Origin of the sequence: Onishia taeanensis (genome assembly GCF_003268885.1) — a bacterium.
In the GTDB taxonomy this organism is placed as follows: domain Bacteria; phylum Pseudomonadota; class Gammaproteobacteria; order Pseudomonadales; family Halomonadaceae; genus Onishia; species Onishia taeanensis_A.
In genome coordinates, this window is record NZ_QLSX01000006.1 from 186044 (window position 1) to 209909 (window position 23866).

At 64.8% G+C, this 23866-nt stretch carries 21 protein-coding genes; 16 read left to right on the top strand and 5 right to left on the bottom strand.

The features are described from left to right. Nucleotides 1-157: 157 nt before the first annotated feature. Both BCL93_RS09975 and BCL93_RS09980 read left to right on the top strand, forming a co-directional pair. Nucleotides 158-1915 (top strand): methyl-accepting chemotaxis protein, encoded by a 1758-nt coding sequence (locus BCL93_RS09975; RefSeq protein ID WP_112055128.1) that lies wholly within the window; start codon nt 158-160, stop codon nt 1913-1915. A 293-nt stretch (nt 1916-2208) separates the two neighbouring features. Then, entirely contained in the window at nt 2209-3831 is a 1623-nt protein-coding gene (locus BCL93_RS09980; RefSeq protein ID WP_181463076.1) for a putative bifunctional diguanylate cyclase/phosphodiesterase, read from the top strand. 43 nt (nt 3832-3874) lie between these two features. Here BCL93_RS09980 and BCL93_RS09985 read toward each other — a convergent pair whose 3' ends face one another. Continuing rightward, the gene (locus BCL93_RS09985) at nt 3875-4807 is read right to left on the bottom strand and encodes a LysR family transcriptional regulator (RefSeq protein ID WP_112055130.1); all 933 of its coding nucleotides are present in this window, start codon (nt 4805-4807) and stop codon (nt 3875-3877) included. Nucleotides 4808-4985: 178 nt separating this feature from the next. On the opposite strand from BCL93_RS09985, the gene BCL93_RS09990 reads away from it, so the two are divergent. From BCL93_RS09990 to BCL93_RS10005, 4 genes are all read left to right on the top strand, one after another. Continuing rightward, the gene (locus BCL93_RS09990) at nt 4986-5456 is read left to right on the top strand and encodes a DoxX family protein (RefSeq protein WP_112055131.1); all 471 of its coding nucleotides are present in this window, start codon (nt 4986-4988) and stop codon (nt 5454-5456) included. A gap of 153 nt (nt 5457-5609) precedes the next feature. Continuing rightward, nucleotides 5610-6434 (top strand): DODA-type extradiol aromatic ring-opening family dioxygenase, encoded by an 825-nt coding sequence (locus BCL93_RS09995; protein WP_112055132.1) that lies wholly within the window; start codon nt 5610-5612, stop codon nt 6432-6434. 339 nt (nt 6435-6773) lie between these two features. Next, entirely contained in the window at nt 6774-7382 is a 609-nt protein-coding gene (locus tag BCL93_RS10000; RefSeq protein WP_112055133.1) for a LysE family translocator, read from the top strand. Nucleotides 7383-7490: 108 nt separating this feature from the next. Further along, nucleotides 7491-8750, top strand: coding sequence for an EAL domain-containing response regulator (locus BCL93_RS10005; RefSeq protein WP_112055134.1), 1260 nt, complete (start codon nt 7491-7493; stop codon nt 8748-8750). Between the two features lie 74 nt (nt 8751-8824). Here the strand turns inward: BCL93_RS10005 and BCL93_RS10010 are convergent, their stop codons facing one another. Next, complete coding sequence (locus BCL93_RS10010; RefSeq protein WP_112055135.1) at nt 8825-10477, bottom strand: acyl-CoA dehydrogenase family protein; 1653 nt, start codon at nt 10475-10477, stop codon at nt 8825-8827. A 163-nt stretch (nt 10478-10640) separates the two neighbouring features. On the opposite strand from BCL93_RS10010, the gene BCL93_RS10015 reads away from it, so the two are divergent. The 5 genes from BCL93_RS10015 to BCL93_RS10035 are packed head-to-tail and all read left to right on the top strand — an operon-like array spanning nt 10641 to nt 16165. After that, nucleotides 10641-11180 carry an NUDIX hydrolase gene (locus BCL93_RS10015; RefSeq protein ID WP_112055136.1) on the top strand — a complete coding sequence of 180 codons (540 nt, stop codon included), beginning with the start codon at nt 10641-10643 and terminating at the stop codon, nt 11178-11180. Beyond that, the gene (locus BCL93_RS10020) at nt 11177-12106 is read left to right on the top strand and encodes an AAA family ATPase (RefSeq protein WP_112055137.1); all 930 of its coding nucleotides are present in this window, start codon (nt 11177-11179) and stop codon (nt 12104-12106) included. Before BCL93_RS10015 ends, BCL93_RS10020 begins: the two co-directional genes overlap by 4 nt. Nucleotides 12107-12109: 3 nt before the next feature. Then, the gene (locus tag BCL93_RS10025) at nt 12110-13282 is read left to right on the top strand and encodes a DUF58 domain-containing protein (protein WP_112055138.1); all 1173 of its coding nucleotides are present in this window, start codon (nt 12110-12112) and stop codon (nt 13280-13282) included. Next, on the top strand, nt 13279-15651 hold the full coding sequence (locus BCL93_RS10030; protein WP_112055139.1) for a transglutaminaseTgpA domain-containing protein: 2373 nt from the start codon (nt 13279-13281) through the stop codon (nt 15649-15651). The genes BCL93_RS10025 and BCL93_RS10030 overlap by 4 nt, the downstream gene beginning before the upstream one ends. 19 nt (nt 15652-15670) lie before the next feature. After that, nucleotides 15671-16165 carry a glutathione peroxidase gene (locus tag BCL93_RS10035; protein ID WP_112055140.1) on the top strand — a complete coding sequence of 165 codons (495 nt, stop codon included), beginning with the start codon at nt 15671-15673 and terminating at the stop codon, nt 16163-16165. A 56-nt stretch (nt 16166-16221) separates the two neighbouring features. Here the strand turns inward: BCL93_RS10035 and BCL93_RS10040 are convergent, their stop codons facing one another. Next, nucleotides 16222-16617: a DUF7079 family protein gene (locus tag BCL93_RS10040; protein ID WP_112055141.1), complete on the bottom strand. Its 396-nt coding sequence runs from the start codon at nt 16615-16617 to the stop codon at nt 16222-16224. A gap of 139 nt (nt 16618-16756) precedes the next feature. Between BCL93_RS10040 and fabV the strand changes: the two genes are divergently transcribed. From fabV to rluF, 4 genes are all read left to right on the top strand, one after another. Next, entirely contained in the window at nt 16757-17956 is a 1200-nt protein-coding gene (fabV, locus tag BCL93_RS10045) for an enoyl-ACP reductase FabV (RefSeq protein ID WP_112055142.1), read from the top strand. Between the two features lie 65 nt (nt 17957-18021). After that, entirely contained in the window at nt 18022-18225 is a 204-nt protein-coding gene (locus tag BCL93_RS10050; RefSeq protein WP_112055143.1) for a hypothetical protein, read from the top strand. Between the two features lie 201 nt (nt 18226-18426). Continuing rightward, nucleotides 18427-19401 carry a GlxA family transcriptional regulator gene (locus BCL93_RS10055; protein WP_181463077.1) on the top strand — a complete coding sequence of 325 codons (975 nt, stop codon included), beginning with the start codon at nt 18427-18429 and terminating at the stop codon, nt 19399-19401. Nucleotides 19402-19603: 202 nt separating this feature from the next. Beyond that, nucleotides 19604-20767, top strand: a complete 1164-nt coding sequence (gene rluF, locus BCL93_RS10060) for a 23S rRNA pseudouridine(2604) synthase RluF (protein WP_112055144.1) — start codon at nt 19604-19606, stop codon at nt 20765-20767. On the opposite strand, the gene BCL93_RS10065 is transcribed toward rluF, so the two are convergent. Both BCL93_RS10065 and BCL93_RS10070 read right to left on the bottom strand, forming a co-directional pair. Then, the gene (locus BCL93_RS10065) at nt 20747-21379 is read right to left on the bottom strand and encodes a class I SAM-dependent methyltransferase (protein WP_112055145.1); all 633 of its coding nucleotides are present in this window, start codon (nt 21377-21379) and stop codon (nt 20747-20749) included. The genes rluF and BCL93_RS10065 overlap by 21 nt on opposite strands. 158 nt (nt 21380-21537) lie before the next feature. After that, nucleotides 21538-22332 (bottom strand): SDR family NAD(P)-dependent oxidoreductase, encoded by a 795-nt coding sequence (locus BCL93_RS10070; protein ID WP_112055146.1) that lies wholly within the window; start codon nt 22330-22332, stop codon nt 21538-21540. A gap of 259 nt (nt 22333-22591) precedes the next feature. Here BCL93_RS10070 and BCL93_RS10075 point away from each other — a divergent pair, with 259 nt between their 5' ends. Then, nucleotides 22592-23806, top strand: a complete 1215-nt coding sequence (locus BCL93_RS10075; protein WP_112055147.1) for an aspartate aminotransferase family protein — start codon at nt 22592-22594, stop codon at nt 23804-23806. The last annotated feature ends 60 nt before the right edge of the window (nt 23807-23866 follow it).

Sequence of the window (23866 nt, forward strand, 5' to 3'; positions counted from 1 at the left end):
TGGCTATGTCTTGTTCTGAAGAGCTCTCCAGAACCGCTTTCCCCTTCCTCCTTTAGTCTTGGCTATCTCAAGTCGCTTTCCGAGCAGGCCGATATGGATAGTAATGCCGATATCGATAGTGATTACGCGCTTCGCAAACCACTTCAGGGAAGTATCCATGACGACACAACACTCTCGTCCAAGCCGGTGGAACCTGCAGACCAAGGTGATGACGCTGGTGCTGGTACCGCTGTTGCTGATCACGCTCACCTTGGTGGGCATGAGTACCTATCAACGAATTCAGTCTTCCCATGACAACCTGGCGCAGCAGCGTGAAGAGCTGCTGAAAGGGCGCCAGGAGGCGGTAAAGGATGTGGTGCTGGCGGCCAAGAGCGCCATCGCCCCTATCTATGACAAGGCGGGGCCCAATGACGAGGACGCCAAGGCGCGTGCGGCAGAGATCCTGCGGTCGATTCGCTTCGACGGCGATAACTACATCTTTGTGTTTCGTTACGACGGCACCACCGTTGCCCATATCAATCGCGATCTCGAGGGCAAGAACCTGATTGACCTGCAGGGCCCTGACGGTGGCTACATGATTCGCACACTGATCGAGAACGCCAAGGCCGGCGGTGGCTTTCATGAATATCCATGGCCGCACCCCACGACCAAACAGGAAGAGGACAAATACTCCTATTCGGTAGGGCTGGATAAATGGGGGTGGATGCTGGGCGCCGGTGTCTATGCGGTGGACGTGGAAGAGGCCATGGCCGATGCCCAGGCGACGGCCAACGACAATCTGCGGAATTCGATCATCAGTTCTCTGCTGATGGCGCTGGCGCTGTTTATCGGCGTCGCGCTGGTGGCAGGTTGGGTGGTCAAACGCACGCTGCAGCCGATCCGCTCCGCGGCCCAGACGATGAGCAACATCGCCAGCGGCAAGGGCGATCTGACCCAGCGCCTGAACGTCTCGACTCACGACGAGGTCGGCCAACTGGCCGAGGGCTTTAATCTCTTCGTGTCCCGCATGCAGGACACCCTGCGTGAGGTGCGCAGCACCACCAGCCACGTGCGTGACGCTGCGAGCGACATGGAACAGAGCAGCCAGGAGCTGGCCACCCGCACCGAGCAGGCGGCCGCCAACCTGCAGCAGACCTCGTCGTCGATGGAAGAAATTACCTCCACCGTGGATCACAGCGCTCAGTCTGCCCAGCAGGCCAACCAGCTGGTGCTGGGCACCGGTGAGGTAGCGCGCCGCGGCGAGTCGGCCATGCAGGATGTCGAACGCACTATGGCGGATATCAATGATTCGTCCAGCAAGGTCAGCGACATCGTCACCATGATCGATTCGATCGCCTTCCAGACCAATATCCTGGCACTCAATGCCTCGGTAGAGGCCGCCCGCGCCGGTGAGCACGGTCGTGGCTTCGCTGTGGTAGCCGAAGAAGTGCGGACTCTGGCGCAGCGTTCAAGCGATGCCTCAAAAGAGATTCGCGCGCTGATCGATACCTCTGCCGCGCATACCGAATCGGGTGCCAAGCTGGTGCGCGATGCGGGTACGACCATGCAGGAGATCGCCGCGAGCGTGGCCAAGGTGACGGACGTGATCGGAGAGATCACGGCCGGCGCCAAGGAGCAGAGTTCCGGCATCGGTCAGGTCAACACGGCCGTCACCGAGATGGACACCATGACCCAGCAGAATGCCGCCATGGTCCAGCAGTCGACCACCACGGCGAGCAAGATGCGCGATCAGGCCGAACAGCTGCAGCGCCTGCTCGGCTCCTTCGAGCTGGGCGATGATAACGCCCAGCCGCTCCCCCGCGGGGAGGAAAAGGCCCCTTCGCTGCCCTCGGCGTCCGGCGCATCCTCGCATGCATCGGCTACGACTCGTCCCAAGTCGGCGGTTCGCAACGAGGAGGAGTGGGAGGCCTTCTAAGGACGGAAAGCTTCTGATCGCCAGGCCCGCCATCGTCTCGGTGGCGGGCCAGCTTTGCGCTGCAAGCGAGAAGAAAGACAGACCGGGGGAAAGGAGGGGGTGATGGATATTCCCGTCCCGCTACTGCCTCATGTGCGGCTTTTCTGGGACAGCGTTGGTATCGAGTGACGTTTTAGCCTGATGGGCCTGGCGTCTTTGTATACCCTTGTAGACCTTCTGGGGGTACATGAGGACAGCAGGTCATGAGGTCATTCGATGTTCTGACAACAACGGAGTGGAGGGATCGTGGGGATATGCTACCTGCTATCCACCATCTCAAGCGCTGCGTCAGCCTGGCACTGTTGTTGCTCATGGGCACCTGGATTGTCTATGCCACGGGAGGCACGGCCTACGCTTATCCTTATCTGATGCTGGCGCCCGTGCTGATCGGCGCCTTCTGGTATGCGCTGGTCGGCGGGCTTTGCGTGGCGTTCGCCGCCGGCATCCTGATGGCGTTCATGCCTCAGGATGCCGCGCTCAGTATCGAGCAGAGCACATCCAATTATCTGGTTCGAATAGCCCAGTACCTGTTGTTGGGTGGGGTGTCGGGGTGGCTGTTCCTGCTGCGTCGTCGGTCGGCCAGCCGTCATAGAACCATGGCGCGCACCGACCCTTTGTCGGGCCTCGCTAATCAGGTCGCGCTCAATGAAGATCTGGGCCGGCATCTTGACTTGCCCGCCACGCGAGGGGCGACGACCGGGCTGATGCTGGTGCGGATCACCGACATCACGGACGTCATCGATGCCATGGGCCTGGACGCCGCCGATGAACTGGTGCTCTCGCTGAGCGAGCGTTTGAAAGGTGCCGTATGTGGAAAGCCGTTCGCCTATCGGATCAATCACGATGAGTTGGCACTGATCCTTCACGATATCGATCTGCATGATATCGAACGGATCGCTACACGACTGCTGGATGTCGGTGAAGAAAGCTATCTGATTCAGCAGGTACCTGTGCGCATGCAGCTGGCGATCGGCAGCAGCCTTCGACAAGGCGACACCGTCAAACAGGAAGACCTTGTCCGTGAGGCCCGTATTGCTCTGTTCACGGCCATCCAGGAAGGCAGCGATCACAAGCATTTTTCCCCCGGATTCGAGCGGCATTCCCTCGATAGCCTGCAACTGATCGCCCGTGTGCGCTGCGCGCTCCAAGAGAAAGAGTTCTCGCTGCACTACCAGCCCAAAATCTGCCTGGTAAACGGTCATGTGTGTGGCAGCGAGGGACTGATCCGCTGGCCACAGGCCGATGGCAGCCTGGTTCCGCCCGGCCAGTTCATGCCCAAGGTGGAAAACACCTCACTGATCAATCCCGTTACCCACTTCGTGGCTCGCGAGGCCGCCAGCTTTGCCTGTCGGCATGCGGGCTGGGGTGCCATCAGCATCAATCTGTCCGTGCACAACCTCTATGATGACGAACTGATCGATCTGCTCATCGAACTGGTCGAGCAAGTCGACCTGACCGCCGAGTGGCTGGAGGTGGAAATTACCGAGACTGCACTGATTGGTGACCTGGCGGCGGCACGCCGTGCCATTCAGCGCATTCGTGATGCGGGGATCGGGGTGAGCATTGATGACTTCGGAACGGGGTTTGCCTCTTTTGAGTACCTTCAGCACCTGCCGATCACGGGGCTAAAGATCGACCGTACCTTTGTCGCCCAGCTGGAAGTTAACGCTCGTGCCCGTAAGCTGATGGCCTGCATGATCGAGATGGGGCATGCGCTGGACCTGACGGTCACCGCCGAGGGCGTGGAGACGCAAGGGCAGGCGGATATCCTGCGCGAGCTTGGCTGTGATCAGGCGCAGGGGTTTTTCTATACGGGGGCGCTGCCGGCGAGTGACTACCTTGCCTGGTGCCAGGCTCATGCCAACACCTTGCCCTGAAGCGACTGGCTTGGCTTCCTGTTTGGCCTGTGTCGGGCATGCCTCAGCCGCTGAGCGCCTCGCGCAGAAACTCGCGAAACACGCGGACCCGCGCCGGGGCTTCGAGCCCTGATAGCGTGATGGCATAGAGCCTCGCCGTCGCGACGCTATGGTCGGGCAGTACGGGCACCAGCTTGTGCTCATCCACCAGGGGCTGAACGATCAGGTCGGGCAGCACGCCAATGCCGCCACCAGCGGCCAGCAGACGGGCGAGGCTGGCGTAGTCGGTTGTACGCAGGCGAGGCTGGGCGTTGATCTCGCTGCGCTTGCCGCGTCGGTCGGTGAGCACCAGCGGCGTGGGGCCTTCCAGTCCGCGACGGATCGCCAGTGCGTGATGCTGCAGGTCGCTCGGGTCTGCCGGTGTGCCGTGCCTTTCCAGATAGCCCGGTGCCGCATAGAGCCGCATGCAGAAGTCGGCGATACCCGAGGCACGATAGTTCATGTCGGGCAGGTCGTCGGCGCTGGCCCGCAGCGCCAGGTCGATGCGGTTGGCGGCCAGGTCCAGCGGCGTATCGGTGATCAACAGTTCGATGCGAATCTGCGGGTGGCGCTCCTGGAAGGCCACTACCAAGGCAGGCAACAGGTCGATGCCCATGTCGATCGGGGCAGTGACGCGCAGATTTCCTTCGGGCACCGAGCGTGAGGCGCGGGCGCTTTCGGTGGCATCTCCCAACAGCCGCAGCGCCTCCCGGGCCTTGGCATGGAACAAGAGACCCTCTTCGGTGGCGGTGACCGCCCGCGGGGTGCGGGCCAGTAGCGCCGCACCGAGTCGGCCTTCCAGCCGCGAAATGCGCCGGCTGACGCCTCCTTTGGTTTCATCAAGCTCCCGCGCTGCCGCGGAGATGGAGCCGAATTCCACCACCGCACAGAACGCGCGGATGTCTTCCAGGGCGCCGCCCAGCGCTGCACTGCCTGAGGTTTCCATTTCATCAACCATGAGTTGTCATTCCGCTATCTCCTGCAAAACTGGAAACCCCAATATGCTGTCTTCCATCGACAGGGCGCAAGCGCCTGTTGCGATCAACTAGCTGTCGCATCGCTACCCCAGATGTTGCAAACCACAGACGTTGCAAACCACAGACGTTGCGAACCACAGACGATACGAGGACACGCTCATGAACCAGAACATCAACGCCGCCGCTTCCAATGCCACGCCCGGTCCGGCGATCTTCCAGCGCCTGTCGGTGCTGTCCTATCCGCTGATTCGCGTGACCGCGGGCTTGCTGCTGATGCCTCACGGCGCCCAGAAGCTGTTTGGCTGGTTCGGCGGCTATGGTCTGGAAGCCACCGGCCAGTTCTTCGCCGACAGCCTCGGCATGACGCCAGGGGTGCTGTTTGCCCTGATGGCGGGCCTGGTCGAGTTCTTCGGTGGCCTGGCATTGGTGCTTGGCCTGCTCACACGCCCTGCGGCGCTGGGGGTGATGGTGCTGATGGGCGTGGCGCTGAGCGTGCACATCCCCAATGGTTTCTTCTGGACCAACGGTGGCCTCGAGTATCCGCTGATGTGGGGGCTGGTGGCGCTGGGCATCTTTCTGCGCGGCGGTGATCGCTTCTCGCTGGATGCCAGGTTTGGCCTCAAGATCTAACAAGGCATCCTTGAGCGTCACTTCCTATCTTGAGCGTCACTTCCTATCTTGGGCTCACCCCTATCTTGAGCTCACCTCTTATCGCCGCAGAGCCAGCTTCGATGAGCTGGCCCTGCGGCGATGTTTCCTCCCTCGAGTCACGGAGGTTTGACCATGACCCTTTCTGCTTCTTCCACTTCCTTGCCAGCAGTGTTTCTGCCCCATGGCGCCGGGCCCTGCTTTTTCATGGACTGGCAGCCGGCCGGGCTCTGGGATCGCATGGCCGCCTGGTTGAGCGGTTTAACCGAGGCGCTGCAGGTGAAGCCACGAGCGATCTTGGTCATCTCCGCGCACTGGCAGGCTGAAACCTTCACCGTCAATGCCCAGGCGTCACCATCGCTTTACTACGACTACTACGGCTTTCCCGATCACACCTATCGGCTGAGCTGGCCGGCGGCTGGGGATCCTGAACTTGCTGCGGCGGTGCGCGAGCGGCTGACCGAGGCAGGCCTTTCCTCTGGCCAAGAGCATCAGCGCGGGCTCGATCATGGCGTCTTCATTCCGCTCAAGCTGGTCTTCCCCGAGGCCGAGGTGCCGGTGGTGCAGCTGTCGCTGAAAGAGGGGCTCGACCCCGCCGAGCATCTGGCCCTGGGGCGCGCCCTGGCCCCGCTTCGCGAGCAGGGTGTGCTGATCATCGGCAGCGGTATGAGTTATCACAATATGGCGCGCTTGAGGCGTGGCGGTGCGGCTGTCGATCCGGACTCCCGCGCCTTTGATACCTGGCTCGGCGAGACCGTAGCGCTCCCCGGCGCGGCCCGCTCGTCACGTTTGCAGGACTGGACGTCAGCACCCGGCGCCCGGGCATCCCACCCGGAAGAGGAGCACCTGCTGCCGCTGTTTGTGGTGGCTGGTGCCGGCGGTGACGCCCCCGGTAAGAAGGTCTTCGAGGACGAGGTGATGGGCAGCGTACAGTCGGCCTTCGTGTTCGGTGCACCCTGACCGGTGCACGTGTAGGCAGAGATCGAGGGCCGGTAGAGAGATGGTAGAGGTCTGATAGAGGATAAAGCCGGACGTGCAGCCGGAAGTGCTCCGGGAAATACCCGAGGGTGAAAGAATGAGGCGAAAGAACGCAGTGGAAGAACGAGGCAAAAGGAGCCGCGAATGCTGCATCGAAGGTCGGCTTGGCCGGGGCACGGCCGGCGCCTAATATAGTGCCCTTCTATCGCGTCCTCGGTTATCCATCCAGCTATGGCCGGGGGCAAGTTTGCCTGGATAAGGCGTTGCCAAGGAGGGCGGCCGGCAAGGATTTGCTGCCAGCCATGAAATAAGGAGATGTTCATGCCGTTGACCCTGTGGCTGTCGCTTGCGGCAGTCTGCGCGATGGGGGCCATGTCGCCCGGGCCGAGCCTCGCGCTGGTGTTGCGCCATACCCTGGGCGGGGGTCGTCTGCCCGGCGTGGCCGCGGCGCTTGCGCATGCGCTGGGCGTGGGGCTCTATGCGCTGTTGACCGTCTGGGGGCTGGGTGCAGTGATCGCCCGCCATACGCAGCTGTTCCAGGTCATCACCTGGGCCGGCGCAGCCTATCTCGCCTGGCTTGGGGTGAAGGCGCTGCGGGCCGGCCAGGCATCAGCACTGCAGGCCAGTGGTGTGGCCACGACCCGGGCGCAGGCCGCCCGAGACGGAGTGCTGGTGGCGCTTGGCAACCCCAAGCTGATTCTGTTCTTCGTCGCGCTGCTCAGTCAGTTCGTCAGCCCTGATATGAGCGCGTCGGCCAAGGCCTTGATCGTCGCTACAGCGATGATCATCGACGGTGGCTGGTACGTGCTGGTGGCCGTTGCGCTATCGCATTCTGCAGTGCTGCCATGGCTTCAGGCCCGGGCTCACTGGCTCAATCGTCTTACCGGGGTGATCCTGCTGGGGTTGGCCGTACGGGTACTCATCGGATAGCGCAGTCATTTATACGCTAATCGCTTAGTTGGTCGTATCAGTTGGGTGTATAAGTGAGGGGCCAGGCTCCCTCTGGCCTAGCGACAACTTAATTGTGTGAGAGCTCTCATGCTTCTGGATACTGCGCCACTGGCCGTCGTCGTCGACAAGGATCCAGGTGTTTTGGCCGACCTGACTCAACTATTTCGCACTCTGGGGCTCGACACTCACCACCAGCCTACTGACCTACAAGCTTGCCTTACTCACCTTAGACCTCGGCTAGTGATCCTCGATCTGGAAATCGACGGGGTCGAGGGAATCGACACCCTGCGCTATCTGGCGGACGTCGGCTATCGAGGCTCGGTGATGCTGCTCAGCGCCGTGGACCCCAAGGTAATGCGGATCGCCGAACGGATGGGTCATACCCTTGGCCTGAACATGCTGGATTCGCTGAGCAAGCCGTATGAACTGAATGCCCTGCACGACAGCCTCGATGGACTGCGGATGCCGTCCCAGAGCGAAGCCGCCGGCAAGCACGGTAAAGAATGGGGCCGCGAGGAGATCGTTCGCGCCCTGAAAGAGCAGGAGCTGGTGGTTCATTACCAGCCCCAGTTTGATTTGACTTCCCAGACCCTCAGCGGTGTCGAGGCGCTGGTGCGCTGGCAGCATCCCGAGTGTGGGCTGATCTGGCCGAGCCACTTCCTGAAGCTGATGACCCAGGAGCAGACGCGGCTGATGACGCGCCAGATCGTGGCGCAGGTGGCTCGTGACTCTCAGCTCTGGCGGGTGTCAGACCAGCAGCTGTCGGTGTCGATCAACATTTCTCCCAATGAACTGCTTCACGATGAGCTGGTCCCGCTGATGGACGAACTGCAGCAGTCGCTGGGGTGTCGGCTGTCGCTGGTGCTGGAAATCACCGAAAACGATGCCATGCATGATGAGCTGTTAAGCAGCGAGGTGGCGGCACGGCTGCATCTGCTTGGCATGGAGCTGTCGGTTGACGACTTCGGGATTGGCTTTTCGTCTCTGGCACGTCTGCAGCTGTTGCCGATCAGTGAAGTGAAGATCGACCGAAATTTCGTTCGCCACCTCCACGACAACTCCGAGGATGCGGCTATCGTCGAAGCCGTGGCATTGCTCGGTCAGCGCCTCGGCATCCGGGTGGTGGCCGAGGGCGTTGAGACGCTGGAGAGCCTGGCGCAGTTGGCACGTTTTGGCTGCACCCATGCTCAGGGCTATGCGCTGGCGAGACCCATGCCGGTCGAGGGTCTGCTGGCGCTGATCGCGAGTCTGGGCAGCTGTCAGCCCGCGGCGTCCGATCCCGCCACGCCCCAGACCTATCAGTTCTGGATGCCACGCAACGCCAAGCCCGCCAGTAGCGCGCCCTGATCGAGGCACTGCTGCTTTTCTGGCCACGCGTGGTGTACTTGTCTTGGCGGCAGCGGACGCTTCCTCCGTGGCGCTCAGGGCGTGATTCGCTCGAGGATCGCGGCCAAGGGGGCATCCACGGGAAGTACACCATAAGCCGGGCTCGGCGCCTCGCCGAGCCGCGTTCGGCAGAAGGTATCGGCCACTGCCGCCGGGGCGAAGCGCAGCAGCAGAGCGGCCTGCAGGGCCTGGGCCATGCGCTGGGCCAGCCAGCGTGCGCGCAGGGTCAGGGTCTCGCTGGGCTGCGTCAGCGCCTCGTCGAGCTCGACCAGGGCACGGTCGAAGTCGGCCTGCTGACCGCGCGCCGCCCTGAGCTCGTTCACCAGCGCCTGGATGCTCTCCGGATGGCGCGCCATCACACGCAGCACATCCAGGCAAATGACGTTGCCCGACCCCTCCCAGATCGAGTTCACCGGCGCCTCTCGGTATAGCCGGGCCAGCGGCGTTTCCTCCACGTAGCCGATGCCGCCCAGGCATTCCATGGCCTCGGCCATGAAGCCGGGCCCGCGTTTGTTGTGCCAGTACTTGGCAAGCGTCGGCAGCAAGCGTGCCAGGGCTCGCTCGTGGTCGCTGCCGCTGGCTTCACCATCGAAGGCGCGGGCGGCGCGCAGACTCAGCGTCACGCCGGCCTCGACTTCTAGCGCCAGGTCGGCGATCACCATCCGCATCAGCGGCTGCTCGGCGAGCGGCCGGCCAAAGGCGTGGCGATGGCGTGCGAAGCGCCATGCTTCGCGCAGGGCCTGTCGCATCATGCCCACCGGGGCCACGGCAGCGTCGAGTCGGGTCTGCTGGACCATCTCGAGGATGGTGGCGATGCCGCGGCCCGGCGAGCCGATGGGCTGCGCCCAGGCGTGACGGTACTCGATCTCGGCGGAGGCGTTGGCGCGATTGCCGCACTTGTCCTTGAGACGCTGAATCTCGATGGGATTGCGGCTGCCGTCGGGCTGGAAGCGCGGCACCAGGAAGCAACTGAGACCGTCTGGCGTCTGAGCCAGGGTCAGGAAGGCATCCGACATCGGCGCGCTGCAGAACCACTTGTGGCCGGTCAGCCAGTTGCCGTCGTTGTCGGCCTTGGCGCGGGTGGTGTTGGCCCGCACGTCGCTGCCGCCCTGTTTTTCGGTCATCGCCATGCCCAGCGTCACCGCTGCCTTGTCATTGAGTGGCAGCGCTCGCGGGTCATAGTCCCAGGTCAGCAGCCGCGAGCCCCAGTTGTCCAGCATCCAATCGTCCTGAGCCAGCACCGGCATGGCGGCATGGGTCATGGTCAGCGGGCAGCAGACGCCGGGTTCCGCCTGGGTCATCAAATAGAGCGCGGCAACATGCGCCTGATGGCCGCCGCGGCCTTCTTCCTGCCAGGCCACTGCATGCCAGCCGTGGTCGAAGGCTTCGTGCATCAGCTCATGGTAGGCGGGGTGGTACTCGACCTCGTCCAGACGACGTCCATGCCGATCGAAGAGCCGCAGGCGCGGCGGGTGCTGGTTGGCGGCCTCGCCCAGCGCCTGCAGCCGCCGGCTGCCTACCGCCCGGCCGAGCGCGGCGAGGCGACCGGCGACCCAGGTGGGGGCTTCACGCGCCAGCGCCTCGCGCAGCGGGGTGTCGTCGGCCAGCCAGTCCTCGTCTTCGGGCGGCGGCGGCTGGTTGATGACCTCATGGGTGGCGAGGTGTTCGCGGGGGGCGCTATCGGCCATGGCGGGGCTCCAGGCGGTGTCTCGAGGCAGGCGCTTATGACCGGTCTCAAGGCATGAGTCCTTTGAGCATGGTCAGCGCCCGGTAATCGGTCAAACGCCTTGAGGCTGGCCCCGACCCGGTGGACTGGTTAGGCTAAAAGGCTGATCCGATAGGGAGAGTCCGATGACCGCCGATGATTCCACGCTGCCGACGCCGGTGATCGCCGAAGAACACATTCAGTTGGTCGATGCCCGCAATCGCCCCTGCGGCAGTGCACCCCGGGCGCTGATGCGCCGCTTCCACTTCTGGCACCGGGCCACCTACATCGTGGTGCGCAACTCAAGGGGAGAGATCTGCGTGCAGCGTCGCACCCTGATCAAGGAAGTTTTCCCCGGCGGTGATGATCTGGCCGCAGGCGGGGTAGTCGGCGCCGGCGAAGCGGTACACCTGGCCGCCCGCCGCGAACTTGCCGAAGAGCTCGGCATTCGCGGCCAGCCGCTACGCGCCTGTGGCGGGTTTCGCTATTCAGAAGGCGGCAATCATATCTACGGCAGCGTCTATCTGGTTGATTACGATGGGCCGCTTTGCCTGCAGCCCGAAGAGGTCGATTCGGTGCGCTGGATGCCGCTCAGGAAGGCACTGGCCCTCGACACCGCCACGCCGGATACCCGCTGCGCGCTGGGCATGCTATATGCGGGTGGCTGGCTCAAGGAGGTGGCATGAACCAGCTCTCGCAGCGCCAAGCAAGCTTCAATGAGGTCATTGCGGCGCTGTCGACGGTGGTGCGCGGCAAGCCGCGCGAGGTGCGGCTTGCGCTGTGCTGCCTGCTGTGTCGCGGCCATCTGCTGATCGAGGATCTGCCGGGGCTGGGTAAGACCACGCTGGCCCAGGCGCTGGCCAGGGTCACCGGGCTCGACATGCAGCGGCTGCAGTTCACCAGCGACCTGCTGCCCGCCGACGTGCTCGGCGTCTCGGTGTTTGACCCGGGGCAGGGGCGCTTTCATTTTCATCCTGGCCCGGTCTTTCATGGCCTGGTGCTAGCCGACGAGGTGAACCGCGCCACGCCCAAGACCCAGAGCGCGCTGCTCGAGGCGATGGAGGAAGGACAGGTGACCGTCGAGGGCGAGACCCGGGCGCTGCCGGATCCGTTCTTCGTGATTGCCACCCAGAATCCACAGGATCAGGCCGGTACCTTTCCGCTACCCGAGTCCCAGCTCGACCGCTTCCTGATGCGCCTGTCGCTTGGCTACCCCGAGCGCCAGGCCGAACGCGAGATTCTGCGCGGCGAAGCCGGGCGCTCGCGCCTCGATGAGCTGCCGGTGCTGCTCGATGCGGCTACCCTGCAAGACATGCAGGCACGCCTGGCAGGCCTGCATGTCGCCGAGCCATTGCTCGACTACGTGCAGGCGCTGGCGGCGGCCAGCCGCAGTCATCGCGACCTGCCCTGGGGGCTCTCCACCCGCGGCGTGCTGGCGCTGCTACAGGCCAGCCGGGGCTGGGCGCTGCTCGAGGGTCGGGATCATGTCTTGCCCGAGGATATTCAGGCGGTGTGGGTGCCCGTTGTCGCCCACCGGCTTAGCAACGGCAGTCGCGATGCCGACGAGAGGGTGGCACGCGACCTGCTTGCCGCCGTGCCGGTGCTGGGCTAGCCGATGAAAAAGCGGGGCGCCCCCTTGGCTGGGCCGCTGACTCGTGGCTGGGCGCGGCTGCGTCACTGGAGCTGGACCCGGCGTTCAACCCCAGCCGATGCGCCGCTTTCCCAACATCGGCTGTTCGTGGTGCCGACTGGCTTCGGCCTGGCCTGGGCGGGCCTGATACTGATCCTTTTCCTGTTCGGCACCAACTATCAGAACAATCTGGCCTATGGCCTGTCCTTTTGGCTGCTCGCCATTGCCCTGGTGGCGCTGTTTCGCGGCTGGCGCAACCTGCTGGGCGTGCGTCTGACGATCACCCCCGAGGGCGAGGCCTTCGCCGGCGGCGAGGCGCGGCTTCGGGTGCGGCTCGCTGCCTCCCGGGATCGCCAGGCGCTGGCGGTGTGCCTCGGGCGGCGGCTCGGTCGCAGGGCAGGTCGACGGGCAGGCCGCAGTGCAGGTCGCCGCGTCGGGCGACACCCTGAAGGTCACCGCGAGGTGGTCGATCTCGTCGGTGGCGAGGCCAGCCTGACGCTTGGCTGGCCGGTCACTGTGCGGGGCGATCAGCCACTGCCGCGACTGCGTCTGGAAAGCGACTGGCCGCTGGGGTTGGTGAGGGCGCTGGCCTGGGTCGATAGTGCCGAGACGCTGCTGGTCTATCCGACGCCCTGGTCGAGTACCGATGCCGCCATTCCCGAGCCCCGTTCGCTGGATGAGCCGGCGCCCCAATCGGCAGCGCCGAAAACGCCGCGTGAGGCGCAGGACTTCGCCGGGCTTCGGCGCTACGTGCCAGGGGATGCCCCTTCGCGGCTTGCCTGGAAGCAGTGGAGCCGCACCGGGGTGCTCGCCACCAAGCACTTCAGCGAGCCCCCCGCGGCGCCTACCTGGCTCGACTACGCTGCGGTGATGGGCGATGTGGAAACGCGTTTGTCGTGGCTCTGCTATCAGGTGAGCGCCTATCACCGCCGCGGCGAGTCCTTCGGCCTGCGCCTGCCCGGCCTCACGCTGCCGCCCGCCAGCGGTTCCGTTCAGCGGCGCCGCGCGCTTACCGCCCTGGCGCGCTTTTCTCTGGAAAACGCCGCGTTAGAAGGCCCTGTCCATGGCGCTTTAGAAGACGCTTTCCGCGACAATGACTCGCCCGCTGCGCCTGACGCGGGTGCACCGGGTGGCGAGGCACGCGAGGTGGGCGCATGAGCGAGTTTTCCGCGCCTGTCCTGCTGGCCGACGGTGAGAGCCTCTCTGCGGCCATGCTGCGTCGGCTGTTCATCGGTCAGTGTCTGGTGCTTGGCATGCATCTGGCGTTCATGCCGCTGTGGCTGCTGGCGGTGGCCGCGCTGGTGGCTTGGCGTCGTCATCGCCAGCTCATTAAACGTGCGCCCCGGGCCGGCGTGGCCCTGCGCCTGGTCTCGATTGCGGCGCTGCTGGGTGCGCTGTGGGTCCAATACGGTGGCTTTGGCGATCTCGAGGCGCTGCTCGGGATGCTGATCGGCATCTACCTGCTGAAGCTTCTGGAGGCTCGCACCCGGCGCGACGCGCGGGTGGTGGTCGGTATCGGCTTCGTGGCCCTGGCGGCGAGCTTCCTGCATGACCAGAGCATCGTGATGGCGCTGGGCGCGGTGGTGGCGGCGACCTGGCTGGTGCAATCGCTGGTCGCGCTGTCGGGAGGTTCGCAGGCCCACGCCAATCGCGTCGCCTGGCGTGAGACCGCCTGGCTGGTGGGCCTGTCGGCGCCGCTGATGGTGGCGCTGTTTATTGTCATGCCGCGGTTCGGGCCGCTATGGAGTCTGCCGACACTTGAGCGTGCCTCGACGGGGCTCACCGACAGCATGGCGCCCGGCGAGATTGCGAGGCTGTCACGAAGCGATGCGAGGGCCTTTCGTGTCAGCTTCGAGGGCCCGGTGCCGCCGCCAGCCAAGCGCTACTGGCGGGTCTATACCCTGACGCACTTCGACGGTGAGCGCTGGTCGCGGGAGACGCCGGAGGCACTGGCGACGACCCTCGAGCGACCGCTCAGCGACTTCGCCAGGACCTCGCGGCGCAATCCCTTTGCGGCAGATACGGCCACGAGGGCGGCCTCTGGCCTATCCGGCGACGTATCCAGTTCCCGCTCGAACACCAGTTCGAACTCAGGCTCGAACTCAGGAGCGAGCTCAGGCGACATTCCGCGCTCGCCACACTATCGCACGGAATTCCTGCTGGAGCCGGACAGCCGCCCCTGGCGTCCAGCGCTGGGAACGCCGCTTGCAAGCCCGGAACGACAGCGCTTTCTCGGCGATGGCACCCTCGAGGGGCTGACGGCGCTTTCCTCACGCGGCCTGGTCACCCTCGAAAGCAGCGGCCAGGCGCCGGCCTTCTCAGACCCGGCGGGACGTGCCTGGCATACGCTGCTGCCCCGAGGGCGCAACCCTCGCACCCTGGCGCTGGCCAAGCGGCTGTGGCGGGGCGCCGAGGGCGATCCGCAGGCCTATCTGGCCGCCGTGATGGCGCGCTTCGGCGAGGCGCCATATCGCTATACCCTGGAGCCGCCGCGGCTCACGGGTGAGCACCGCGTCGATGCCTTCCTGTTCGATAGCCAGGCCGGCTACTGCTCTCATTACGCCTCGGCTACCGCCGTGCTGGCGCGGGCGGTGGGCATCCCGGCGCGAGTGGTGGCCGGCTTTCAGGGCGGCGAGCGCCACCCGGATGGCCACCTGACGGTGCGTGATTACGACGCCCACGCCTGGGTCGAGGTCTGGCGCGACGGGGCCTGGCATCGGCTGGATCCCACATCGGTGATCGCGCCCGAGCGCATCGAGCAAGGCACCGCCGCCCTGACGGCCGGGAGCGAGGCCTTCCTGGCCGATGCCGGCCTGTCGCCGCTGCGCTTTCGCGATGTCGCCTGGCTGAACCGTGCAAGGCTTGCCTGGGAGCGGCTCGAGTATCGCTGGCAGCGACAGGTCGTGGGCTATGAGAGTCGTGATCGTGAGGCACTGCTGACGCGCTTGCTGCAGGTGCTGGAGACACCTTGGCAGGCGCTCAATACGCTCAAGGAGCGTGCGTTGTCACTGATGTCGAACGGCGGCTTCGGTGCCCTGCGCATGGGCGCTGAGATACTGGGCGTGCTGATGCTCGCGGCGCTGTTCGGCTTCGGCCTGAAGGAGGGAGTCCGACGCTGGCGCCGACCGTCGACGCTACGCGAACTGCTGCTTGCCGACGCGGCCTGGCTTGCGCGTCATGGCTATCCGGCACGGCCCGGGGAATCGCCATCGGCGCACTTGCGTCGCCTGGCGGCAGCGTGGCCATGCGGAGGGTCGTCATGTGATGAGCCGGGCTTGGCCGGCGGGCGGGTGCCTGATGTGCTGAAGCATCAGCGAGACCTCGCGGCGGCCAGCCAAGCCCTGGCCGAGGCCATCGAGCGGCTCTATTACGCGCCTCTCGACGAAAGCGAGCGACGCCGCTGGCGGCAGTACTTCCATGCGCGGCGCCGACACTGGCGAGGCGTTTTTCGCCGTGTGAGCCGATGTCGCTCGGGAGATGCCGGCAGGCTGGCGCGTTGGCGACAGACATGGCATCTTGGACGCTAAAGCCGGACCGGTGCTCGCCATGCATATCCACGACATAGACTGTCAGACTGCCGCGGGCGACCCCTTCAACCTGCTGGCCCTGCGCGGGCAGGTACTGCTGGTAGTCAACGTCGCCAGCCGCTGCGGTTTTACTCCCCAGCTCAAGGAGCTCGAAAGTCTCTATCGGCGCTATCGCGACCGGGGCTTTACGGTGCTCGGCTTTCCCTGCAACCAGTTTGCCCATCAGTCGCCGGAATCGGCAGGCGCCTTCTGCACTTTCGGCGAGCAGGAATTCGGGGTGACCTTCCCGCTGCTCGAGAAGGTCAAGGTCAACGGCGCTGGCGCCCATCCGCTGTTCATTGAGCTGCGCCGCCAGGCGCCGGGGCTGCTGGGCACCAAGATGATCAAGTGGAACTTCACCAAGTTCCTGGTGGGTCGAGAGGGCCAGGTGCTTTGCCGCTTCGGCCCCCGGGACGGCGCGCGGGAGATCCGCGTGGCGCTGGAAGCGGCGCTGGATGCGCCTTTTTCTGCCTGAGGCACCTTTTTAGCCCGAGGCGTCTTTTTAGCCCGAAGCTGCGCCGCTGGGGCGGGTCAGCGCGAGTCGGGTGTTTCCCCGCGCGCCACCATCACCCGCATCATCAGCTCGTTCCAGCGATGGCGGGTCATCATGGTGGTCAGTCCCGAGAACAGCATCCACATCTTCTTGCGCCAGCCGGAGAGCCGCTTGTAGTGCGCGACCAGCTGGCCTACCAGCTTACGGTCATCGAAGCGTCGCCACTCTCCGGCTACCGATAGCTGGTGGCGCGCCAGGACCGGCGCCAGTTCCAGGCGAAAGATCCACTCCAGCTCCTTGAGCGTCAGATCGTGGCGCTCGATCTCCTCGACCATGCGCGCGTAGTCGCTCTCGCGGGGCTCGCGTTCGAGCCACAGCGGGGCCAGGGCGAGCCAGAGTTCGGCACGCAGGTCGACCAGGGTTTGGGTGTCCATGGTTATCCTCTCGGTTGAGGAGAGCATCTTCGGTGATGGGCGCAGCCGACTCAAGGGGCGGACACTCGCGCGCCAAGTCGCTAGAATATGCACCACTGTCATTTTGCTTGCACTTTATCACCGACTGTCGAGGTTGCCTGTGATCATCAAACCCAAGGTTCGCGGTTTCATCTGCACCACCACTCACCCCGTCGGCTGCGAGAAGAACGTCCTCGAGCAGATCGAAGCCACCAAGGCGCGTGGTCTTGACAAGGCGAGCGGACCCAAGAAGGTGTTGGTGATCGGGGCCTCCAGTGGCTATGGCCTGGCGGCACGTATCACCTCGGCCTTTGGCTACGGCGCCGACACCCTGGGCGTGTTCTTCGAGAAGCCCGGTACCGAGAAGAAGACCGGCACCGCCGGCTGGTACAACTCGGCGGCCTTCGACAAGTTTGCCAAGGCCGAGGGCCTGTACAGCAAGTCGATCAACGGCGATGCCTTCTCTCATGAAGCCCGCGAGAAGGCCATCGAGCTGATCAAGGAGGATATGGGGCAGGTCGATCTGGTGGTCTACTCGCTGGCATCCCCGGTGCGTAAATTGCCGGACAGCGGTGAGATGAAGCGCTCGGTGCTCAAACCGATCGGCGATACTTATCGTGCCACCGCGATCGACACCAACAAGGACGCCATCATCGAGGCCGAGGTCGAGCCGGCCACCGAGCAGGAAATCCAGGACACCATCACCGTGATGGGCGGTGAGGACTGGGAGCTGTGGATGAACGCCCTCGACGAGGCGGGTGTGCTGGCCCCGGGCGCCAAGAGCGTGGCCTTCAGCTATATCGGCACCGAGATCACCTGGCCGATCTACTGGCACGGCGCGCTGGGCAAGGCCAAGGAAGACCTGGACCGCGCCGCTCACGCCATCGACGCCAAGCTCAAGGCGACCGACGGCGGCGCCAACGTGGCGGTGCTCAAGTCGGTGGTCACTCAGGCCAGCGCCGCCATTCCGGTCATGCCGCTCTACATCGCCATGGTCTACAAGGTGATGAAGGAGCAGGGCCTGCACGAGGGCACCATTGAGCAGCTCAACCGTCTCTACGGCGAGGCGCTCTACTCGGGTGCGCCAGCGGCCACCGACGAAGCCGGACGCCTGCGCCTGGACGACTGGGAGCTGCGTGATGATGTCCAGAAGGCTTGCCAGGAGCTGTGGCCGCAGGTCACCACCGAGAACCTGTTCGACATCACCGACTACGCCGGCTACAAGCACGAGTTCCTCAAGCTGTTTGGCTTCGAGCGTGACGATGTCGATTACGAGGCCGATGTGGATACTGTCGCCGATTTTGATGTCGTAACACTGTAAGAGGCCTTTGGCGCACAGCCTGACGGTCTCTGATGCCAACGAATCAGCGATCGCGGAGGTGCGTGATGGACACACGAACCAGTCAGAGTTCCGAGGAAGAGCTTGAGCATCTCAAGGAGGTCAGCCAGCCCGAGGACTTCAAGCATCCGGAGCCCGACGCAAGTCAGCCCGAGGCGCTGGAGCCGGCTCATGGCCTGCACTGGGTGCTGCCGATCGTGGTGGTCCTGGTGTTGGTCGCGGGCGTGGCCTTCGTACTGCTGAAAGCCTGAGTGGCGCCCACGCCACCCGTCGGTGACATGTCTGTTCGCACGGCCGCCTCGCGGCGGCCGTCGTTCTCGTAACGCCCGTCCTCGCTCGGGCGTTTTTTCATGCTGGCACCGCTAGTTTCATCCTCGCTCCGCCGAGCTGTCGGCGGGACGGCGATGCCCTATGATGTGCTTCCCGCGCTGGATAGATGATGGCGATCCGCAATGCATGACCTTTCTGTTGATCCTTCGGCTCAGCCGCCGCGTCAGGTGGGGGTGCTGCTGCTGACCGGTTTCTCGCTGCTGGCCCAGGCCTGTGCCCTGGAACCCCTGGCGGTGGCCAGCCAACTGGCCGGCCGGCGGCTCTATGCGCCGGTGGCCTTCGGCCTCGATGCCCGGGCGGTGACCAGCGCCGCCGAGCTGTCGCTTTCGCCGCCGCTGGTGCCTGGCGACGACGACCGGGAGCTCGACGTGCTGCTGGTCTGCGCGCCGAGCCCGCTGGCCGCCGCGCTGCCGGCGAGCCTCGCCGACTGGCTCAAGCGCCTGGCGGGGCGAGGCGTGGTACTGGGCGGCATCGCCGGCGGCGCCGAGGTACTGGCCTGGGCGGGGGTGCTGGATGGCTACCGGGCGACGCTGCCCTGGCAGCGGGTCGATGCCGTGGGGCAGGAACATCCGGGCATCAATCTGTCGCCGCAGCTCTTCGAGATCGATCGAGACCGGCTGACCTGCGGCGGCGGCACCTCGGCCATGGACATGGTGATGACCCTGATCGGCATGCACCACGGCCAGCGACTGGCCGAGAAGGTGTCCGAACACTTCGTCTGTGAGCGTATCCGCATGGCCGACGAGCCTCAGCACGTGCCGCTGCGCTCCCGGCTTGGTCATGCCCCGCAGAGCCTGATCGACGCCGTGTCGCTGATGGAGGCCAACATCGAGGAGCCGCTGACCACCCACGAACTGGCCGAGCACCTGGGTATCTCCCGGCGCCAGCTCGAGCGGCTCTTCAAGAAGTACCTGCAGGCGGTACCGAGCCGCTACTACCTGGACCTGCGCCTGCAGGAGGCGCGCAAGCTGCTGCGCGAGAGTGATCGCGCGGTGGGCGACATCGCCCTGCAGACCGGCTTCTCTTCCGGCGCCCACTTCTCCACCGCCTATCGTAACCACTTCGGCATGACGCCCCGGGAAGAGCGCTTGGCGTAACGGCCGCGGCGGCGTGTCCGAGCAGGATGACAGGGCAGAGCGCCTGAACGGTATAGCCGAAAGCCGGCCATCTGCCGCCGCCGCTGGGCGCGGGCGGCCCGGGACGCTACCATTGGCCGACATTCATGCACGCAGGATGCGGCGACCATCGAGCCCTGTCTCGACGCCCGTGTCATGCCCTCGACTCTCCACGGTTTCCCCCATGGCACTCGACGCAAGCGATACCCGCCTCAACAAGTTCATCAGCGAAACCGGCATCGTGTCGCGTCGCGAGGCCGACCGGCTGATCGAAGAAGGGGCGGTCAAGGTCAACGGTCGCCGCGCCGAGATGGGCATGCGGGTGACCGACGCCGACCGGGTCACGGTGCGCGGCAAGCCGCTGCGGGCCAAGCCCCGGCCGGTCTACCTGCTTTACAACAAGCCGGTCGGCGTGACCTGTACCACCGATCCCGCCGACCCCACCAACATCGTCGATGCGATCAACTACCCCGAGCGGATCTTTCCCATCGGGCGGCTCGACAAGCCCTCCCAGGGGCTGATTCTGCTGACCAACGATGGCGATATCGTCAACAAGATCCTGAGGGCCGGTAACGCCCACGAGAAGGAATACCTAGTGCGGGTCGATCGCCCGATCGATCAGAGCTTCATCGAGCGCATGGGCGCGGGCATTCCGATTCTCGGCACCGTGACCCAGCCCTGTCCGGTCCGACAGACCGGACCCAACAGCTTCACCATCGTGTTGACGCAGGGCCTCAACCGCCAGATCCGTCGCATGACCGAGTACCTGGGCTATGAGGTCACCTACCTCAAGCGTGTGCGGCTGATGAATATTCATCTGGACAGGCTGTCGTCCGGCCAGTGGCGCGAGCTGAGCGATGATGAGATGGCCACCCTTGAAGGTATGCTCGGCGATTCGCGCAAGACCGAAGATGCCTCGCTGCCCAAGCGCAAGGCCAAGCCCGCTAAGCAAGGGGCTGGGAAGACAGGCGCTGGTAAACCAGGCTCCGGCAAATCGGCCGCGGCCAAGCCCGGCGCCAAGCGCACCGCCGAGCCCGGGAAGCGTAAGCCCGGCCAGAGTAAGCCGGGTCAGAATAAGTCAGCGCAGGGTAAGCCCGCCGCCAAGCCCAAGCGGGCGATCAAGCAGGCGGCCAAACCGGGGGACGGCAAGCCCGCAGGCAAGGGCGGTCAAGGCAAGGCGGGATTCAATAGCAAATCGCCGACCAAGTCAGGCAGCAAGCCAGGGGCTAGCAAGGCAGACAACAGGACAGGCAGCAAGAAAGGATTCAGTAAGCCAGGATCCAGCAAGCAAGGCCCGAGCAAGGCCGGCGGCCGACCCGCGAGGCGCTCACCGCGCGGGCGTTCCTGACTTTCGCGCCAGCAGGGCGCGAAACAGCTCGCCCATCATCACCGGCTCGTCGTTCTCGATCACGAATCCAGCGCCGTCCAGCAGTGGCTGGGCCTGGCGGGTAATATCGGTGGCGATGGCGCTGGTCACCAGGTTCAAGGCCCGCCTTACTGCGCCTGCCGGGCGGTGATCGGGCTGGAACTTGTCCAGCACGCACAGCTGACCGTCATCGGCCAGCACCCTGTAGGCCTCACGCAGGCCCTGCTGTGGCTGCGGCATGACCGCGAGTATCAGGTGCATCACCACCACATCGAAGTGAGCATCCGGGTAGTCGAGGTGCTCGGCGTCCATGACCCGGGCGCTGGCATCGATGCCCAGGCGGTCTGAGCGTGCCTGAAAGCGGCGCACCATGGCCGGGGAGAGATCGGTGCCATGCAGCTCGATGCAGCGGGGCAGCCAAGGCAGGTCGAGCCCGGTGCCGGCGCCGACGATAAGCACTCGCTGGCCGGTTTGCCAGTCCACGGCGGACAGCGCCTGGCGGCGGGCGCGGCGAAAGGCGCCTTCGGCGACCAGGTCATAGACCGGGGCGTAGAGGGTATAGCGCAGTCGGTTCCAGCCGGTGGTATTGAACATCGCGATGTCTCCCTTGGGCTCACCTGGCCGCTTTTGGCTCCATGCATGTCTGCATCATGCGCCAGTCTCGCAAAGCTGAGAAGAGCCCCGGGCCTTGCCATCAACCAATGGCAAGGCGGATCTTTCCGACTGCTGTAGCTGCTGCGCCCCGGGATCGCTTAGGCCATGGTGTCCACGATGCCACCTTCCACCCTGAGCGCCGCGCCGGTGGTGGCGCTAGCTTGGGGCGAGGCCGCGTAGACGCTCATGTTGGCGACTTCCTCTGGCGTTGCCAGGCGCTGAATGATCGAAGAGGGACGGTTCTCCTGCACGAAGCGGGCTTCCATCTCTTCTTGGGAGATGCCCGCCTCATCGGCGGCCTGCTTGAGCATCTTGATCACGCCTTCGGAACGGGTCGGCCCCGGCAGGATGGCGTTGACGGTGACGTTGGTACCGGCGAGCACCTTGGCAAGCCCGCGGGAGATCGACTGCACCGCGCTCTTGGTCATGCCGTAGTGGACCATTTCGCTGGGAATGTTCAGCGCCGATTCGCTGGACAGGAACTGGATCCGCCCCCAGTCGCGCTCGCGCATGCCCTTGGCGTAGTGGCGCGACAGACGCACCGCGCTCATGACGTTGACGTCGAAGAACTGCTGCCAGGTCTCGTCGTCGGTCTCGAAGAAGTCTTGGGGGGCGAAGATGCCCACGTTGTTGATCAGAATATCGGTTTCAGGCTTTGCAGCGATCAGCGCCTGACAGCCTTCAGCAGTGCCCAGGTCGGCGGCGACCCCCGTAATGCTCGCCTGAGGAAGCGCCTTCTTCAGGCTTGAGATGGCGTCATCGACGCGGGACTGGGTGCGCCCGGTGATCACCACCTCGGCGCCGGCTTCGGCGAGCCCACTGGCAATGGAATAGCCGATGCCGGCGGTGGAACCGGTGACGATGGCATGCTTGCCGGATAGATCGATATGCATGTGGCAGACTCCTTGTGGAATAGGCCCTGGTGGGCTCGTCAAAAAGCCCTGGCGGGGCAGGAGATGTCTTTAGCCTGCTAAAAAGATGGGGCGCTCGCCGGATTCTTCAAGGGCCGTCTTCAAGGATGGTTATCGACGCCGATGGCCTGATGGCCGCCCGCCGCTTTTCATAATTCGCCGTCCCATCGCTGAAAGCCGAGCGTGACGGCGCCCCCGTATACTCTTTCAATACCCAGATCCCAAAAGGATGGAACAGACCATGAGCTATACCCCGACCCGCAGCGACTTCGACCGCTATATGGCGCCCAACTACGCGCCCCAGCAAGTGATCCCGGTGCGCGGCGAGGGGAGTCGCCTTTGGGATCAGGACGGCCGCGAGTATATCGATTTCGCCGGCGGCATCGCCGTCAACGCCCTCGGCCACTGCCATCCGGTGCTGGTCGATGCCCTCAAGGATCAGGCCGATAAAGTCTGGCACCTGGCCAACGTCTACACCAACGAGCCGGCGCTGAAGCTCGCCAAGACGCTTGTCGAGCGTACCTTCGCCGACAAGGTGTTCCTGTGTTCCTCCGGCGGCGAGGCCAATGAAGCGGCGCTTAAGCTGGCTCGTCGCTGGGCCTATAACGAGCACGGCGAGCACAAGGACAAGATCATTTCCTTCCGCCAGTCGTTCCACGGCCGCACCTTCTTCACCGTCAGCGTCGGCGGCCAGCCCAAGTATTCCCAGGGCTTCGGGCCGGTGCCGGGCGGCATCCTGCACGCCGAGTTCAACGACCTCGAGGCGGTGCGCGAGCTGATGGGCGACGACACCTGCGCGGTGATGGTCGAGCCGATGCAGGGCGAGGGCGGCATCGTGCCGGCCACCCAGGAATTCCTCGAGGGCGTGCGGGCGCTGTGTGACGAGCACCAGGCGCTGCTGATCTTCGACGAGGTGCAGACTGGCGTCGGCCGCAGCGGCTCGCTTTACGCCTACATGGAGTACGGCGTGACCCCGGACATTCTGACCAGCGCCAAGTCGCTGGGCGGCGGCTTCCCGGTCGGCGCCATGCTGACCACCGACGCCATCGCCCCGGCGCTGGGCATCGGTACCCACGGCTCCACCTACGGTGGCAACGCCCTGGCCTCTGCCGTGGCGCTGGCCGCGGTCGAGTTCATCGACACCCCCGAGGTGCTCGAGGGCGTCAAGCGTCGCCACGCGCTGTTCCGCGAGCTGCTCGAGGAGATCAACCAGAAGCATGGTGTCTTCCAGGAGGTGCGCGGCATGGGCATGCTGATGGGTGCCCAGATGTCGCCGGCCTATGAGGGCCGCGCCAAGGACATCCTGCCGCTGGCCATCGAAGAGGGCCTGATGGCGCTGATCGCCGGGCCCAACGTGCTGCGCATGGCGCCGTCGCTGGTGATCCCCGAGGAAGACATCCGCGAGGGCATGGCGCGCCTCGAGCGGGCCATCGCCAAGCTCGTCGCCCAGGCATGAGCGCGACCATGACGGCCTCAGCCCAAGGTTCAGCCCCCACTCATGGCCACGATGGAGGAC